Here is a 16,623-nt window from a genome sequence, read left to right on the forward strand (position 1 = left end):
TATCTATATGTGAGAACATATGATTTCTAGATTACCTTCAAATCCAAAACTTCCAAAGTTATTTGGTAATATAAAATGCATACCTTTCTTTAAATCATACTCTATAGAATTGTGTATCAATTTACCAACTCCATCTAGGATACTGTACAAAGAAAAAGGTGTATTGTGAGTAAAATCACATTTTCCAAAAATATCTAATTTATAGACACTAAAAAATTCATTTGATACAAATGTTGTACATTTAAAGTTTGGTGTTGATACAATTTTATAATCAGTATCAAAATCTGTATGAGGAACATTTGTAACTTCTATTGATTTTTGAACATGAAGTTCACGTTTATTTCCTAAGTTATCAGTTCTATCATAATCATAAACTCTATAAGTAGTATCTGAGTTTTGTTGAGTTTCTAAAATTAATGTTCCCTTACATATAGCATGTATAGTTCCGCTTGGAACATAGAAAAAGTCACCTTTTTTTATATTAACTTTTCTAAGCAGTTTGTCCCATTCGTTATTATTTATCATTTCTATAAATTCTTCACGAGATTTTGCATTGTGACCTATTATAATTTCTGCATCATCAGAACAGTCTATTACATACCAGCATTCTGTTTTACCCAATTCTCCATTTTCGTTTTTTTGAGCATATTCATCATTTGGATGAACTTGAACCGATAAATTGTCATTGGCATCGAGTATTTTTGTAAGCAAAGGGAATTTATCTCCAGGTGTATTACCAAACAATTCTCTATTTTTCTCCCATAATTCAGATAGCTTTTTATTTTTATATTCTCCATTTTCTATCAGACAATCTCCATTTTTATGAGAACTTATAGCCCAACATTCACCTGTTGTAGGTGATTTTATCTCATAGTTAAATTTATCTTTAAGTGCAGTACCACCCCATATTCTATCCATAAAAATAGGCTTTAAAAATAATGGTTCCATAATCTTGTTCCTCCTATGATATTAAATTTATCCTACAAATAATTATATATAAATAGATTATAAAATCAATAGCAAAAAAGTTTTGTCCCTTGAAATGACATAAAGTATAAGGATTTATGAAACAAGATAAACTATGATATATAATATAAAGGTTTAAATTGGAGTGATAATCATGGAGAGATTTAAAGAAGAAAATCAAAAATATAAAAAAGAATTCTTGAAATTGTTGGAGGAATGGGTAAGTATACCTTCCTTTTATGATAAAAATACTGTATCTAAAGATATGCCTTTTGGAAAAGGTGTATATGATGCATTAAAGTGGTTTGAAAATTTAGGTAGAGAAAATAATTTTACTGTTAAAAATATAGATAATCATGCTGTTTATATTGAATATGGAGATGGTAAAGATTATATAGACATATTTGGGCATTGTGATGTTGTAAATCCAGGAGAAGGATGGGATAGTGAGCCATTTAAGCTAGATATTATGGGTGACAAATTAGTTGCTAGAGGTGTTTCCGATAATAAGGGCCCTATGATAGCAAATTTTTTGGCATTAAAAATGATAAAAAGTCTAAATATAGATTTAAAGAGAAAAGTTAGATTAATTGCTGGAGGAAATGAAGAAAGTGGATTTAAGTGCATAAAGCACTATTATAGCAAAGAGCCACATGGTGTATATGGATTTACTCCAGATGCTAAATTTCCTGTATTAAATGGAGAAAAGGGTGGAGCGATAATAAAGCTAATGCTGGATATAGATGATAAATATCTAGATATAAGTGGTGGAATAGAGTTTAATACAATTCCAGACAAAGTGTATATCAAAAATATTGAAAATTTAAGTAATGATTATATAAATTCTGATTTTAATAATGTTTCAATAAGTTTTAATGATGGTAAGTATATTGTGAATGGGAAAGGTGGACACTCATCTAAACCTGAAAAAGCAATAAATCCCATATTAGATACAATTAAAATTTTAGCAGAAAATCTTGGTGAAGATTGGGCAAAAGATTTGTACAGGCTAATAAATAAAGATAATATAGATGGAAAACTGTTTGGCTTAAATGTTGAAGGAAAATGTGGAATTCTTTCAATGGTTCCAACAATAATAAATATAAAAGAAGGAAAGCTTGAAGTAATTTTAAGTGTTAGGTATCCTGAAGTATTGACAGTTGAAGAAATAATAGAAAAATTTGATTTGTATATAAAAATAAATAATATTAATAAATTTAAGTTTATTGGGGAAAATTTAAAGCAAGCAAATTATATAGATGAGAATTCGAAACTTGTAAGACGTTTACATGAGATATATGTAAAGTATTCTGGAGACTCAAAAAGTGTTGTTAGAGTAACCAGTGCAGGAAGCTATGCAGCTGAAATGAAGAATTCAGTAATATTTGGGTGTGAATTTCCTGATGGTAGTTTTGGAAATGTTCATAGTGCAAATGAATTTGCCAGTTTAGATAGGTTTATAACTGCGATAGGTATCTATGCGGAGGCAATAGTTACATTATGCAATAATATATAAATACAAAATGTCCCTTATATAGACATATTATATATACAACTAAAATTTTATTTGATATATAATTGAAATCAAAGAGAAGGTGATACAATGATAACTAAGAAACATGCAGTAATAGTAAAAAGTTTAAGCAATAAAGATGGATATATGACATCAAATGAACTAGCTATTAAATTAGATGTATCTACTAAAACTATTAAAAGATATATAGCAGATTTAAATGGTATTTTGAGTAAGTATGATTTAGAAATAGATTCTTCAAGAGGTATAGGATATAAGCTAAGTGGCTCTAAAACCAACATATCAAAAGCTGTAAAAGAAGCAAATAAATATATAAATGGTTTCTTGGATGATTCTGAAGAAGCAAGGATGTCAAATATAATATGTATGCTGATTAACAGAAATTATATGAGTATAGAAGTAATGGCAGAAGAATTAAATCTAAGTATAGCAGCCATAAATAAATTATCTAGTAAGCTTAAAAGAAAACTTGAAAAGTATGACTTAGTTATAAAATCTAAACCTTATTATGGAAGCTATATATATGGTGAAGAAATTAATATAAGACAGTTGATTACTGATTATGCAATAAAGTTGGATGAGAAGAGTAAAATCAAAGTATTTTTGGATGATATCAGTGAAAACGATATAAATTGCATAGAAAGTATTTTAGAAAAGCATTTAAGAGAAAAAGAAACAATAATTTCAGATAAAGACTTTAATCTTTTACTTTCAAAAATAATAGTTTCTGTGTTTAGAAGTAAGAGAGGTCATAGCAAAAATATAAATTTAATAGATACAGGATATAGATTTCATAATTACAGTTTTATAGAAAAGCTTATGAAAGAAATATCTGATAAAGTTGGATTTAAACTTATTGAAGATGAAGTAATTTATATTTCCAATTATTCTGGTGTAATAGCATATAGAGGTGCACAAGGAATAAAAAATGCAAGTGAAATTGAAGAAAGAATAAGTAGCGTTATAAGTAGTGCTCTTCAAGATATACTGCTTATTTCAGGAAGTGACTATACAAAAGATGAAGAGTTTATGATAGCGATATCTGACCATATAAAGAGGTTTTTAAATAGAGCAAAAGCTAATATAAAATCTAATAATCCTCTGCTTCATCAAATAAAAGAGAAATTTCCAATAGCTTTTAACTTAGCTGTGTTTTTATCAAATAAGCTAGAAACTGAATTTAATTTAAAATTAGATGAAGATGAACTTGGATATATAGCTATTCACTTTGCTGCTTCAAATGAAAGAATGAAAAAAAATACAAGTAAGAAAATTTGTATAGTTTGTCATTATGGTATAGGCACAGGTCAGCTTCTTTCTGAAAAATTAAAGCAGAATATAAGTGACTTAAATGTTGTAGGTGTTTATCCATTTAGATATCTTGATATGGCAATAGGTCAAGATGTTGATTTGGTAGTATCAACAGTTGAATTAAAAGGATATGAAAAGCCAGTCTTATATATAGAAAATATATTTGATGATAGCCTAATTGAAAACGTAAACAAAGCCTTTTATGAAAAGGAAGAAAGAAGAAAAATAATAAGTAATATGTTTGATGAAAGAGCTTTTTTCAGTATAAAAGCAAATACAAAAGAAGAAGTTATACTTTCGCTTTCAAACAAGTTAAAAGAAAGAGACTTTATAGAAGAAAGCTCAATAAAAAGTATAATAGATAGAGAAAATATTTCATCAACTGAAATAGGAAATCTAGTAGCTATACCTCACACAATAGTGAAGGGAGATAAAAAATCTATAATCGGAGTTGGAATACTTGAAAATCCAATAATTTGGGATAAGCAAGAAGTTCAACTAGTATTTATGGTATTTTTTAATACTAAAGAAAAACATAATTTTTCAATATTTAAATACCTTTACAATTTTATAAAAGATGAAGGTGGAGTAAGAGGAATTATTAAAATATGTGACTTTAATAAATTAATGGCACTGATAGGTAATTAAGGAGGAAATTAACAATGGGAACAAACATATTTAACAAAGAATATGTATTTTTAAATACTGAGGCTAAGTCTAAGGTTGAGGTTTTAAAATTTATAGCTAAGAAAGCTAAAGAATTAAATTTAACAGAAGATGAAAATCTAGTATACGAAGGCTTAGCAGCTAGAGAAGAGCAATTTACTACAAATTTGGGAGAATCTATAGCAATACCTCATACTAAAAATGATGCAATTGAAAATCCAGCAGTAGTGGTACTAAAGTTTAATGATAATGTTGTTTGGAATGAAGGTGAGGACAATGTCAAATTGGCAATAAGTTTGCTTATGCCAGGAAAAAGTAAAGAAAACATACACCTTAAATTATTATCGTCTCTTTCAAGAAAATTAATAAATAAAGATTTTAAAGATTCTCTTTTAAAGAGTGATAATGTGGAAGAAATCGCTAATTTAATAAATGAAGCTTTAGGTTTATAGATAAATACTAAAGTTAAAATAAAAATAATTAATTAAAGTAAATAGGAGGAATTTAAAATGAATAAAAAATTAGTAGCATTATGTGCTTGTCCAATGGGACTAGCTCACACTTTTATGGCAGCAGAAGCAATAGAGCAAGCTGCAAAGGCATTAGGTTATGAAGCAAAAGTTGAAACTCAAGGTGCAGATGGTGTGCAAAATGAATTAACAAGAGAAGACATATTAGGAGCAACTATGATAATACATGCAGTAGCAATAACACCAGAAGGTATGGAAAGATTTGATGGTTGTGAAGTTTATGAGGTTGAATTACAAGAGGCTATAAAGAATGCAGAAGGTGTTATAAAGGAAATAGAAGAGGATTTAGGAATATAATAAATTTACTGTGGAGGAAATAGAATGGCAATCAAGAAAAAAGTTATAAACAGTTCAGGTGCTTCTACAACAGGAGGCAATAACGCAGGAAAAACTACTCCATCTAATCCAACTCAATCAAAGGGAAATGGAAAATGGAAAGAAATTAGTAAACATATAATGACAGGTATATCATATATGATACCAGTCTTAGTAATGGGTGGACTTATAGGAGCTTTATCTCAATTAATACCATATGCAATATTAGGGCTTGACCCATCTGTAGGTATAGTTGATGCTATGAACTCAGGTGAATTTACAGGATTTAAACTTAGCCTTTTAAACATGGCACAATTAATGTCAAACTTCGGATTTACTCTGTTTGGATTTGCAATACCACTATTTGCAGCATTCTGTGCAAATTCTATAGGTGGAAAAACAGCCCTAATCGCAGGATTTATAGGTGGATATATAGCTAATAAACCTGTAGGTGTACCACAATTCGTAGATGGACAATGGACAGAAGTTGTACCAGTTGCATCAGGATTCTTAGGTGCAATATTAATCGCATTTATAATAGGATATTTTGTAAAATGGTTAAATAAATCTATAAAAGTTTCTCATAACTGGTTAGCTTTTAAAACAACATTTTTAATACCACTAATAGCATCATTAACTTGTATGGTATTGATGATATTTATAATAACTCCATTTGGTGGATTAATTAATGAAAGTATGAAAAACTTCTTAACAGCAGCAGGAGCAGCGGGAGAATATGTATATGCAACAGCTTTAGCAGCAGCTACAGCATTTGACTTAGGTGGACCAATAAATAAAGCAGCAGGATTCGTTGCACTTGGTTTGACTACAGAAAATGTACTACCAATAACAGCAAGAACAATAGCTATAGTTGTTCCTCCAATTGGATTAGGACTTACAACTTTATTAGATAAAAGATTAGTGGGAAGAAGAGTATATGATAGACAATTCTATCAAGCAGGAAAAACTTCTATATTCCTATCATTTATGGGTATATCAGAGGGAGCAATACCATTTGCACTTGAGAGACCAGGTTTTGTTATACCTTTAAATATCGTAGGAAGTATAATAGGAGCTATTACAGGTATAGTTTTAGGGGCAATTCAGTGGTTCCCAGAGTCAGCTATATGGGCATGGCCTCTAGTAGATAACTTATTTGGATATGTAATAGGTATAGCAGTTGGTGCTATATTCATAGCTGTAGGAAATGTATTTTACAGAAATAAATTAATAAAGGATGGTAAACTTGTTGTAGATTATATTGATTAATTTATAAATTTTACTATCTATAATAACCTTGGCTGGTAATATTGATTGAAACAATATTACCAGCCTTACCTATATGACTAATTAAGGGTGGTGAAGATAAAATTATGAATAAAATAGAAAAAATAAGAAAGTATCTTAAAGAGTATAATGTAGATGGAATTCTTATTAATAGTTCTACCAATAAGTTTTATATTGGAAATCTATTTAGTTCATCAGGCTATGTTTTTATAACGAAAGATAAACAATATATAATAGTAGATTTTAGATACTTTGAAGAAGTTAAAAGAAAATCAGATTTATTTGATGTTATATTAATGGATAAAAATAGAACGTATTTTGATATAATTAATGATATTTGCAGAAATCAAAATATAAAAGAAATTGGCTTTGAAGGAAGTGAAGTATCTTTTGACTCATATAAAAGTATGAATAACAAATTAAATGTAACTTTAAAATCAATTGATTTATCTACTTTAAGAAAAGAGAAAGATGAAGATGAAATAAAATATATAAAAAAAGCTTGTGAAATAGTAGATGCTACGTTTTATCATATAATTGACTTTATAAAAGTTGGTATGACTGAAAGACAAGTAGAAAATGAAATTGTAAGATTCATAAAAGAATTAGGCGGACAAAAAGAATCATTCGACACTATAGTTGCATCTGGTTTGAGAGGAGCCTTACCTCATGGAAAAGCTAGTGAAAAAATTATAGAATATGGAGATTTTGTTACATTTGATTTTGGAGCAAAGTATAATAATTATTGTTCAGACATTACTAGAACTATTTGTATGGGAACTACAAATAAAGAACTAGAAAAAATATATAATATAGTAAAGAAAGCTAATGAAGAGTGTATAAAGGTTTTAAAGCCAGGTATGACTGCTGGTGAAATAGATAAGGTTGCAAGAGATATAATTAGTTCATATGGATATGGTGATAATTTTGGACACAATCTGGGTCATGGTGTAGGTATTATGGTTCATGAGTATCCAGCATTAACTTCAGAATCAAATGAAGTATTAAAAGAAGGCATGGTTGTAACTATAGAGCCTGGTATATATGTGCCAGAACTTGGAGGAGTAAGAATTGAAGATGATGTACTTATAACTCAAGATGGGTGTATGAGATTGACTATATCTACCAAAGATTTAATAGTTGTAAATTAAAAATAAATTGTAGCTAAGTATTTTTATAATAATAAGAAAAGACGAGGTAAATTTAAATGTATAATTTTGATGATAGGCCAGATAGAGTAAGTGAAAAGTGTAGAAAGTGGGATTTAAATATTATAAGAGATAAATTTGGAGATATTAGAGAAGATTTTGTACCAATGTGGATTGCTGATATGGATTTTAAAATACCAACAGAAATAGAAAGTAAATTTATTGAAGCTGTAAAAAGAGGTGTATTTGGATATACATACTGTTATGATGAATTTTATGATTCAGTTATTGGGTGGCAAAATGATATGCATAAAGTAAATGTAGAAAGAGAATGGATTACATTGACTTATGGAACTGTGTCAACACTTCACTATGTAGTACAAGCTTTTTGTAAAAAAGGAGATAGTATAATATTAAATACACCAGTTTATGACCCATTTGAATCATCAGCTAAAAAGCAGGGTGTAAATGTAGTTTGTAATACATTAGATGTGATAAATGATAGATATTATATAAATTTTGATAGATTAGAATCTCAAATTAAAGAAAATAAACCTAAGTTAATGATGTTTTGTACACCACATAATCCATCAGGAAGAATTTGGTCAATTGAAGAAATGACGAAAGTAGCAACTATATGTAAAGAAAACAATGTTATTTTAGTTGCAGATGAAGTACATGCAGAGCATATTCATTATGGCGAATTTAATTCTATTCTTAAGCTTGAAAGGGAACTTTTAGAAAATATTATCCTATTGACATCACCAAATAAAGGGTTTAATCTTGGAGGATTAAAGACCTCTTATTCAATCGTCATAAATAAGGATATAAGAGATACTTTTAGAAAGAAACTAAAACAAAATTCTATAACTTCTCCAAATGTATTTGGAATAATAGGATTAATAACAGCTTATGATGAATGTAGAGAGTGGTTAAAGAACGTAAATGAGTATATAAAATCAAATTATGAACTTTTAGAGAATTGGGTAAATAAATATGAGAAGATTAAACTAATGAAGATGGAATCGTCTTATTTAGCTTGGATGGACATAAGCAATCTAGGACTAAGTGCAAGTGAATTTACAGATAGGTTAGCTGTCAATACAGGAGTGCTAATAGAAGATGGAAGTCACTTTGTAAAAGATGGAGAAAAGTATGTTAGGATAAATTTAGGAACTCAAAAAGAAAATGTAATTGAGGCATTAAATAGAATGGATTTGTTTGTAAAGTCGTTATAAAAAGTTAGTTGAGTTATTTATTAAAAATAAAAAAATGTAGGTTGTTTCAAAGATGTACTAAAAAAGATTAAAAAATAAGGTTTATAGACAGCAAGATGTAATTCAATTATAAAATTAAATATGTTTAATGATAGGCATTTCTAATGAAATGTCTATTTTTATATATATTTTGTAAAGTTTCCTTTACAAAAATAAAAGCAAGTGGTATATTATAAATGTAAAGGAAACTTTACAAAAAGGAGGCAATCTTTTTGAAAAATCGTGTAGAGGATTTAAGAAAGAAAAAAGGTCTTAATCAAGAAGATTTTGCAAAAATTCTTAAGGTTTCAAGGCAGACGATTAGTTCTATTGAAAATGGAAAATATAATCCATCTTTAGAACTTGCATTTCAAATATCTGATTTTTTTGAAATGTCGATTGAAGAAATATTTTTATGGAAGGAGAAATAGTTCATGGAAAAGAGAAATTTAAGAATAGGAATTGTATTTGTAGTTTTAGGTGTTATTTTCTTGTTTCTTTGTTTAATGAATGGTGATAAGTTAGGTTCTTTGTTTGCTGGACTAGCAGGAGGTTTTGGATTTGGTGGAATTTCTGCCATTTATCGTTACTTTTACTGGAATAAGCATAAAGAAGAATACAAAGAAAAGCTCGAAATAGAAAACATTAATCTTCATGATGAAAGAAATGTTATGTATAGAGATAAAGCAGGAAGATATGCTTACATTGTATGTATGATAATAATTCCTATATCTGCTTTTGTTTTCTCTGTACTAAATGCATTAGATATATACAACTCATTGGTAATAATCATATATTTATTTGTTTTGTGGATTGTTTTATATGTTGTAGGAGTTATTTATTATCGAAAGTTAAAGAGTAATGGGTAGTGTTTTATACAAATCAAGCTATAAATATGGTATATACATAAGTACAATTTGTTTTAGACTACTTAGTATATACCATATTTTATATAAAACTTAAATTTACATTAGTTATATTAGAGTTATTTAAATTTGTATGTATAAATTTGTATGCATAATAGATATAGTTATTATTTAAACTCATTATTTATTGAACTTTTTAATAGAAAAAGCTTTGTCTGTAAGTTTAAAATTATTTTGTATGCCATTAGTTAAATATACTTTTTTATCTTTGGTTATAAATATAGCATCTACATTATCAATACTATTAATTAAATCCATACCTTTTTCAAGTCCAAGTCCAAATGTAGAAGTGGATAAAGCATCACAATTAATAGATTTATCAGAGATTATTGTAACACTGCTTAAGTTGTTTTCAAAAGGGTATCCTGTAAATGGATTTAACATATGGTGATATATTTTACCGTCTTTTTCTATAAATCTCTCATAAATTCCAGATGTAACAACAGATTTATTTGTAGTTTCTATATTCCCTATAGATTCTCCATTTTTGCTAGTTGGGTCTTGAATACCAATTTTAAAAGGTTTGTTATTTTTGCTATCTTCTAGAGTAAATATATTACCTCCCAAGTTTACTAAAGCTTTTTTTATACCTTCTGATTTCAAATAGCCTACGATTTTATCAGCAGCATATCCTTTAGCTATTGCCCCTAAATCAATTTTCATATCTTCTTTAGCTAACTTTATAGATTTATTTTTTTCATCTAATATAATATTTTTGTAATCAATGAGCGGCAGAAGTTCGTTTATCTCAGAGTTATTTGGGACTTTAGCCTTGTCTGTTCCAATTGCCCATAGATTGGATAGTGGACCAACTGTTATGTCAAAGTATCCATTTGACAACTTAGAGTATTCTATAGCCTCTTGTACAACAAAAAATGTATCATCAGAAACTTTGACAAAATCTTTACCAGCATTATCATTTATTTTAGAAACATCGCTTCCTGGTATATGGGTACTCATCTTGTTATCAATATATCTTAAAATTGAATCACATTCATTTAAAATTTTATCACTTTTTGATTCTTTTATATTAAATATAGTAACTTCATTTACTGTACCAAGGTAATAGCTTGTCTTACTATATTTAGTATTTTGACTTGAACTCCTAAAAAATGAAAATAAAATTAATGCTAAAATCAATATCACAAAAATAAATGTGATTTTTTTCTTATTCATGGTATATTCCTCCTATGAAATTGTGTTATTATCTTATTATAGCATAATTTCATAGGAGGACAAAAAATGAAGAAAAAAGACATTCTTCTTATTTTAGGTGTTTTGATTGTTATCACAGCATGTTATGGAATAATAAATGTTATAAATTCTAAAAATGCTGGAAGTATTGAAATTTATGTAGATAATAAATTGTATAAGACTGTTTCAATAAATACCAAAGAAGAATTTAAAATAGAAAATAGAGGAGGGTACAATATAGTTAAAATTCATGACAAAGGTGTGGAGATAATAGATGCTTCATGTCCTGATAAGGTGTGTGTACATACAGGTTTTATAAACAAACCAAGTCAAAGTATAGTTTGTATACCTAACAGAGTGAGCATAAAAATAAATACTAATGAAAAAAATGACAATCAAGAGGACATAATTTCTAAATAAAACAATAAATAAAAATAGCTGAAAGGAATTGGTGATAACTATGGTTAATTTAGGAAACGATTGGAATGAATTATTAAAGGAAGAATTTGAAAAAGAATATTATTTAAATTTAAGAAAATTCCTTATAGATGAATATAAGACACGTCAAATTTTTCCTAATATGCATAACATATATGAAGCTTTAAAACACACTTCATATAAAGATACAAAAGTTTTAATACTAGGACAAGACCCCTATCATGGAGATAATCAAGCTCATGGTTTAGCTTTTTCAGTTCAACCACAAGTAAAAACTCCACCATCTCTATTAAATATGTACAAAGAGTTGAAAGAAGATTTAGGATGCTTTATACCTAATAATGGATACTTAATGCCTTGGGCAGACCAAGGTGTGTTACTTTTAAATACAGCACTTACTGTTAGAGCACATGAAGCCAATTCTCATAAAAATAAAGGGTGGGAAATTTTCACAGATAGAGTGATTTCTATTTTAAGTGACCGTGAAGACCCAGTAATTTTTGTACTGTGGGGAAGTAATGCGCGTAAAAAAGTAGAATTGATTGATACAAGTAAGCATTATATTTTGGAAGCACCTCATCCAAGTCCATTATCAGCAAGTAAAGGTTTTTTTGGATGTAAGCACTTCTCTAAGATAAATGAAATTCTCGAAAAGCTAGGAAAAGAACCTATCAATTGGCAGATAGAAAATATATAAAGATAAAAGGTAACAAAATGATAACAAAACAACAATAAACAATGACATTGTTGTAACTAATAGAAATATGCTTCAATAGTTGAAAATACTATGTATGCATATTTCTATTTTTTTGTCAAGTTGACAACTCTTGAAAAAATAGTTACAATTTAGTTACACAAAAAACAAAAAAGAAATTTACGAAGCAGAATATTACGAAGCAAAATATATAGTGTAAAAAATTTGAGGGAGGAAATTTTATATGAATTTAAAGAAATTGAGTAATGTTAAAGTCTCGGCAATGGCGGTTGTTTTATCAGTTGGAATTTTATCTGGATACTCTGCACTTAATAAACAAGTAACATTAGTAGTAAAAGGAGAAGAAAGAACTGTATCTACATTTAGTTCTAATGTAGGAGACCTTTTGGAAGCCCAAAACATTAGCTATGATGGAAATGATATAGTTAGTTTGGATGTAAATTCAAAGTTATCTAATGGAGATAAAATAGAAGTAATTGATGTTAAGGAAAAAACAGTTGTAGAGACTAAAGACATTCCGTTTGAAGTTACAGTTGTTGAAGATAACTCTTTGTCAAAAGGAGATTCTAAAGTTAAAGAAGAAGGAAAAGCTGGTAAAAGTGAATTAGTATATAAAGAAACTTATCACAATGGCAAGAAAGTAGAAAAGGAATTTGTGAAAAAAGTTGTTACATCTGAGCCAGTTAATAAAGTTGTAAATAAAGGAACAAAAGTAGAAATGCAAGTAGCTTCATCAAGGGGAGAAAGTTCAAGAAGGATGGCTTCATCTTCTTCAAGTAGTAGCAGTAGTAACAATGGTAGAAGTATGAGAGTTGTAGCAACTGCATATTCTGGTCATAGTATAACTGCAACAGGAACAAAGCCTAAGTGGGGAACAATAGCTGTAGACCCTAAGGTTATACCATATGGAACGAAAGTATATATACCTCAATTTGATATGGTATTTACTGCTGAAGACTGTGGTGGTGCGATAAAAGGAAATAAAATTGATATATTTATGAATGACTCAAAGACAGTTTATAATTGGGGAAGAAAAACTATAGATATACGTATATTAAAATAATTAAATAATTTATATTTATACTGGAAATTGTATTTTGATTAAATAGAGGAAAAATTCTTTATAGATAATTAAAATATGGTTTCCAGTTTTTAAGTTTATAAATATAGTTATAAATATAATAAGAAGATATATAAATATTAATTGCTATAGATAAAAACTATTTAAAATATGATTTGCTATCAAATTAATCTATAAAAATTGTTGCAAAGAGTCAAAATATATGATATTATAGATTTCGTTGAGAAACGTTTCGTTATGGGAGTGGATGGGTGCCGGTGTGCCCTCTAGTCTTCAAAACTAGTATGAGGGGTTAAGAGCCTCTTAGGTGGGTTCGATTCCCACGCATTCCCGCCAGTATAAAAGGTATCTTTTAATATTAAAAGATACCTTTTTAAATTTAAAAATTATTTTGAGATAATTTAGTTTTAGTAATATATAATATCTAGTATTATATAATGTAAATTTTCTAATACTAATATTAGGTATATAAAAGTCTAGGAGAGTGGAAAAATGGAAAATAACTTTACAACGAGAACTAGTTTTCTAGTTGGAGATGATGGTATAGAAAAACTTAAAAATTCAAATGTAATAGTATTTGGAGTTGGAGGAGTAGGTAGTTTTACTGTTGAAGCTTTAGCAAGAGCTGGAGTGGGTAATCTCACTATTGTTGATTTTGATGATGTAGATATAACAAATATAAATAGACAAATACCAGCATTACATTCAACTGTGGGAAAATATAAAGTCGATGTTATGGAAGAAAGAATTTTAGATATAAATCCTAATATTAATATAAAAAAAATAAGAAATCTTTATAATAAAGATACTAGTAGTGAAATACTAACAGAAAGATATGATTATGTTGTGGATGCAATAGATATGGTAAGCTCGAAGATACATTTAATTGAAACATGTGAAAAAAGAGGTTTAAAAATAATAAGTTCTATGGGTATGGGAAATAAATTGGACCCAACTAAAATAGTTGTTACTGATATACACAAAACAAGTACTTGTCCTTTAGCTAAAGTCATGAGAAAAGAGCTTAGAGATAGAGGAATTAAAAAATTAAAGGTGGTATATTCAACTGAACAACCAATAGAACTTAAAAAGAAAGTCATGAATGGTAAAAAGGTAACACCAGGTAGTGTATCATTTGTGCCATCTGTTGGAGGTCTAGTAATTGCATCTGTAATAGTTAATGAATTATTAGGGTAATAATACTAAATATTTTATCTATAAATTTTATGGACATATTTTAAAGGCTAAAAGCATCAATATAAAACCATTTTATGTTGATACTTTTAGCCTAGTTCTGTTATGTAGTTACAGTTTTATTTCTTATGTTAAGTGTCTATTTTATATTTGTGTTTTGTAAATATCATTTTACCATCACTATAAAAAACAATATCACCCATTTTATCTGTCCTATAAATTGATATATTGTTTTGTTTTAAATTATTGATAACTTCCTTATGAGGATGTCCATATTGATTTTTATATCCACACGATATTGCGGCTATATCTGGATGAATTTTTTCAATAAATTCTAAAGTAGTTGATGAATTGCTTCCATGATGACCGATTTTTATAAAATTGATGTTATCTAATTTAAAATAATGTAAAATTTCTTTTTCAATTGCTTCTTCAGCATCGCCCATAAATAAAAATGAGGTGTCATTAAAATTTAATTTAAAAACTATTGAGTTTAAATTAGGTTCTTCCTGTATATATGAAGGACTTAATACATATATATTTATATTGTTATCGATATTTAAAACATCATCTCTGTATAGATACTGTATAGATAGGTTTTTATCATTACAAGAACTTATTAGATTTTGATAAGCTTCACTTTCTGTTGATTGTTCAGGCATATAGATGGAGTTTACATTAAATTTTTTTATGACATTATCAAGACTTCCTATATGGTCTGAATCTGGATGCGTAGCTATTATTATATCAATGGTTTTTATTCTTTTTTGTTTCAAGTAACTAGTAACTATATTTCCACTATCTTCATCACCTCCATCAATTAATATATTTTTCTTTGTAGGTGTTTGAACTAAAAGACTATCACCTTGTCCAACATCTATCATATGTATAGATAGTAGAGATTTTTTGTCACAAGCACTTAAAAGTGATATTATAATAAGTATTAATAAAAAAATTTTATTTCTCAATAAAAAATCACTCCAGTCATTACATGTTTATATAATTTTATGATGGGTAATATAAGATATATGGGAACTATCCTATTTTATATTTTAGACAATATAAGTGAAATTAATACCATAACTAAATTGGAGTTTTTATAGATACAAAATAAAATTTTAAAAAATTAAGCAATAAAAAGGTAGGAGGATTTTATGTTTTTCAAAGATATTGAACTAAATTCAAAAAAGGAGCTAGACCCTTATTTTGATTTAGTAGATTATGAAGCTTGTGAGTACTGTTTTAGTACTTTATATATGTGGCAACATGTTTATAAGACAGGATACTATATAGGTGAAGATTTTGCTGTTTTAGTTGGTGAATATGAAGGAGATAGTTTCTCAATATTACCACTTGCTAAAAAAGACAAACTTCCAGAAGTTGTAGATTTTGTACTTGAGTATTTTTCACATAACAACAAAAAAATATACTTAAGAGGTATTACTACTGAAGTGGTAGAATTTTTAAAAGAAAAATACCCAAATAGATTTGAGTATATAGAAGAAAGAGATTTATTTGATTATATCTATGATGCAGAAAGTTTAAGAACGCTAGCAGGTAAAAAGAATCAAAAGAAGAGAAATCATATAAATTATTTCTTAAAAGAATATGCAGGTAGATATGAAGCAAGATTATTAGATAAAGAAAACTTCAATGAATGTTTAGTATTAATGAAAGAATGGGAAAGTAACAAAGAAGAAAATAACGAATTTGATGAAAGTATGGATGATGAATTAGTTGGTATCAAAAAGATATTTAACAATTATGATATTTTAAAAGATAAAGTAAAAGTATTTGGTGTATATGTGGATGGAAAATTAGAAGCATTTAGTATCGGAGAGCTTTTAAATAAAAACATGGCATTAATTCATATAGAAAAAGCCAATCCAGATATAAGAGGTTTATATCCATTTATAAACCAACAATTTTTAGTAAGTGAATTTAAAGATGTTGAGTTTGTAAATAGAGAAGAAGACTTAGGTATTGAAGGTCTGAGAAAAGCTAAACTTTCTTACCACCCTTGTAGATTTGTTGAAAAGTACAGTGTTAGGGAGGCTTAATA

General features: G+C 27.9%; 17 protein-coding genes and 1 tRNA gene. 15 read left to right on the forward strand and 3 right to left on the reverse strand.

The annotated features are described in order from the left end of the window. Positions 1–3: 3 nt before the first annotated feature. Positions 4–948 (reverse strand): mannose-6-phosphate isomerase, class I, encoded by a 945-nt coding sequence (gene manA, locus JJC01_06875; protein ID UDN59573.1) that lies wholly within the window; start codon positions 946–948, stop codon positions 4–6. 172 nt (positions 949–1,120) lie between these two features. Between manA and JJC01_06880 the strand changes: the two genes are divergently transcribed. The 9 genes from JJC01_06880 to JJC01_06920 all read left to right on the forward strand — a co-directional run bounded on the left by JJC01_06880 (position 1,121) and on the right by JJC01_06920 (position 9,882). Further along, on the forward strand, positions 1,121–2,482 hold the full coding sequence (locus JJC01_06880; protein UDN59574.1) for a Sapep family Mn(2+)-dependent dipeptidase: 1,362 nt from the start codon (positions 1,121–1,123) through the stop codon (positions 2,480–2,482). 87 nt (positions 2,483–2,569) lie between these two features. Then, positions 2,570–4,459, forward strand: coding sequence for a PTS sugar transporter subunit IIA (locus JJC01_06885; GenBank protein UDN59575.1), 1,890 nt, complete (start codon positions 2,570–2,572; stop codon positions 4,457–4,459). Positions 4,460–4,473: 14 nt separating this feature from the next. Continuing rightward, positions 4,474–4,929: a PTS sugar transporter subunit IIA gene (locus JJC01_06890; protein ID UDN59576.1), complete on the forward strand. Its 456-nt coding sequence runs from the start codon at positions 4,474–4,476 to the stop codon at positions 4,927–4,929. A gap of 57 nt (positions 4,930–4,986) precedes the next feature. Beyond that, positions 4,987–5,304, forward strand: a complete 318-nt coding sequence (locus JJC01_06895; protein ID UDN59577.1) for a PTS fructose transporter subunit IIB — start codon at positions 4,987–4,989, stop codon at positions 5,302–5,304. A gap of 24 nt (positions 5,305–5,328) precedes the next feature. Next, a complete protein-coding gene (locus JJC01_06900) occupies positions 5,329–6,591 on the forward strand; it encodes a PTS fructose transporter subunit IIC (protein ID UDN59578.1) in 1,263 nt (420 codons plus the stop codon). Positions 6,592–6,695: 104 nt separating this feature from the next. Beyond that, positions 6,696–7,760, forward strand: a complete 1,065-nt coding sequence (locus tag JJC01_06905; protein UDN59579.1) for an aminopeptidase P family protein — start codon at positions 6,696–6,698, stop codon at positions 7,758–7,760. Positions 7,761–7,816: 56 nt separating this feature from the next. Continuing rightward, positions 7,817–8,995, forward strand: a complete 1,179-nt coding sequence (locus JJC01_06910) for a PatB family C-S lyase (GenBank protein UDN59580.1) — start codon at positions 7,817–7,819, stop codon at positions 8,993–8,995. 251 nt (positions 8,996–9,246) lie between these two features. Further along, positions 9,247–9,444 carry a helix-turn-helix transcriptional regulator gene (locus tag JJC01_06915; protein ID UDN59581.1) on the forward strand — a complete coding sequence of 66 codons (198 nt, stop codon included), beginning with the start codon at positions 9,247–9,249 and terminating at the stop codon, positions 9,442–9,444. Between the two features lie 3 nt (positions 9,445–9,447). Then, positions 9,448–9,882 (forward strand): tellurium resistance protein TerC, encoded by a 435-nt coding sequence (locus tag JJC01_06920; GenBank protein UDN59582.1) that lies wholly within the window; start codon positions 9,448–9,450, stop codon positions 9,880–9,882. Between the two features lie 177 nt (positions 9,883–10,059). On the opposite strand, the gene JJC01_06925 is transcribed toward JJC01_06920, so the two are convergent. Next, positions 10,060–11,115, reverse strand: a complete 1,056-nt coding sequence (locus JJC01_06925; GenBank protein UDN59583.1) for an FAD:protein FMN transferase — start codon at positions 11,113–11,115, stop codon at positions 10,060–10,062. Positions 11,116–11,181: 66 nt separating this feature from the next. On the opposite strand from JJC01_06925, the gene JJC01_06930 reads away from it, so the two are divergent. The 5 genes from JJC01_06930 to JJC01_06950 all read left to right on the forward strand — a co-directional run bounded on the left by JJC01_06930 (position 11,182) and on the right by JJC01_06950 (position 14,564). After that, complete coding sequence (locus tag JJC01_06930) at positions 11,182–11,553, forward strand: NusG domain II-containing protein (protein UDN59584.1); 372 nt, start codon at positions 11,182–11,184, stop codon at positions 11,551–11,553. A gap of 40 nt (positions 11,554–11,593) precedes the next feature. Further along, positions 11,594–12,268 (forward strand): uracil-DNA glycosylase, encoded by a 675-nt coding sequence (locus tag JJC01_06935; protein ID UDN59585.1) that lies wholly within the window; start codon positions 11,594–11,596, stop codon positions 12,266–12,268. Positions 12,269–12,509: 241 nt separating this feature from the next. Continuing rightward, on the forward strand, positions 12,510–13,349 hold the full coding sequence (locus JJC01_06940; GenBank protein UDN59586.1) for a G5 domain-containing protein: 840 nt from the start codon (positions 12,510–12,512) through the stop codon (positions 13,347–13,349). A 257-nt stretch (positions 13,350–13,606) separates the two neighbouring features. Continuing rightward, positions 13,607–13,703: transfer RNA gene (locus JJC01_06945), tRNA-Sec, on the forward strand. Between the two features lie 156 nt (positions 13,704–13,859). Next, positions 13,860–14,564: a tRNA threonylcarbamoyladenosine dehydratase gene (locus tag JJC01_06950; protein ID UDN59587.1), complete on the forward strand. Its 705-nt coding sequence runs from the start codon at positions 13,860–13,862 to the stop codon at positions 14,562–14,564. A gap of 128 nt (positions 14,565–14,692) precedes the next feature. Here JJC01_06950 and JJC01_06955 read toward each other — a convergent pair whose 3' ends face one another. Next, positions 14,693–15,529, reverse strand: coding sequence for an MBL fold metallo-hydrolase (locus JJC01_06955; protein ID UDN59588.1), 837 nt, complete (start codon positions 15,527–15,529; stop codon positions 14,693–14,695). Positions 15,530–15,715: 186 nt separating this feature from the next. On the opposite strand from JJC01_06955, the gene JJC01_06960 reads away from it, so the two are divergent. Then, positions 15,716–16,621 (forward strand): DUF2156 domain-containing protein, encoded by a 906-nt coding sequence (locus JJC01_06960; GenBank protein ID UDN59589.1) that lies wholly within the window; start codon positions 15,716–15,718, stop codon positions 16,619–16,621. The last annotated feature ends 2 nt before the right edge of the window (positions 16,622–16,623 follow it).

Origin of the sequence: Clostridioides sp. ES-S-0010-02 (genome assembly GCA_020641055.1) — a bacterium.
In the GTDB taxonomy this organism is placed as follows: domain Bacteria; phylum Bacillota; class Clostridia; order Peptostreptococcales; family Peptostreptococcaceae; genus Clostridioides.